This is a genomic window from Klebsiella sp. EMBS2024 (genome assembly GCF_036233805.1).
GTDB classification, from domain to species: domain Bacteria; phylum Pseudomonadota; class Gammaproteobacteria; order Enterobacterales; family Enterobacteriaceae; genus Klebsiella; species Klebsiella pneumoniae.
Genome location: NZ_JAZARW010000002.1, coordinates 17,281 through 17,881, shown reverse-complemented (window position 1 = coordinate 17,881; position 601 = coordinate 17,281). Strand labels below are relative to the sequence as shown.

At 54.2% G+C, this 601-nt stretch carries 1 protein-coding gene; it reads right to left on the bottom strand.

The annotated features are described in order from the left end of the window. Positions 1-601 (bottom strand): IS6-like element IS26 family transposase (locus VZP09_RS24940; protein ID WP_328795526.1); only part of this gene is annotated, 601 nt, incomplete at both ends.

Here is a 601-nt window from a genome sequence, read left to right as displayed (position 1 = left end):
AGGCGCATTTCGCCCAGGGGATCACCATAATAAAATGCTGAGGCCTGGCCTTTGCGTAGTGCACGCATCACCTCAATACCTTTGATGGTGGCGTAAGCCGTCTTCATGGATTTAAATCCCAGCGTGGCGCCGATTATCCGTTTCAGTTTGCCATGATCGCATTCAATCACGTTGTTCCGGTACTTAATCTGTCGGTGTTCAACGTCAGACGGGCACCGGCCTTCGCGTTTGAGCAGAGCAAGCGCGCGACCATAGGCGGGCGCTTTATCCGTGTTGATGAATCGCGGGATCTGCCACTTCTTCACGTTGTTGAGGATTTTACCCAGAAACCGGTATGCAGCTTTGCTGTTACGACGGGAGGAGAGATAAAAATCGACAGTGNGGCCCCGGCTGTCGACGGCCCGGTACAGATACGCCCAGCGGCCATTGACCTTCACGTAGGTTTCATCCATGTGCCACGGGCAAAGATCGGAAGGGTTACGCCAGTACCAGCGCAGCCGTTTTTCCATTTCAGGCGCATAACGCTGAACCCAGCGGTAAATCGTGGAGTGATCGACATTCACTCCNCGTTCAGCNAGCATCTCCTGCAGCTCACGGTAAC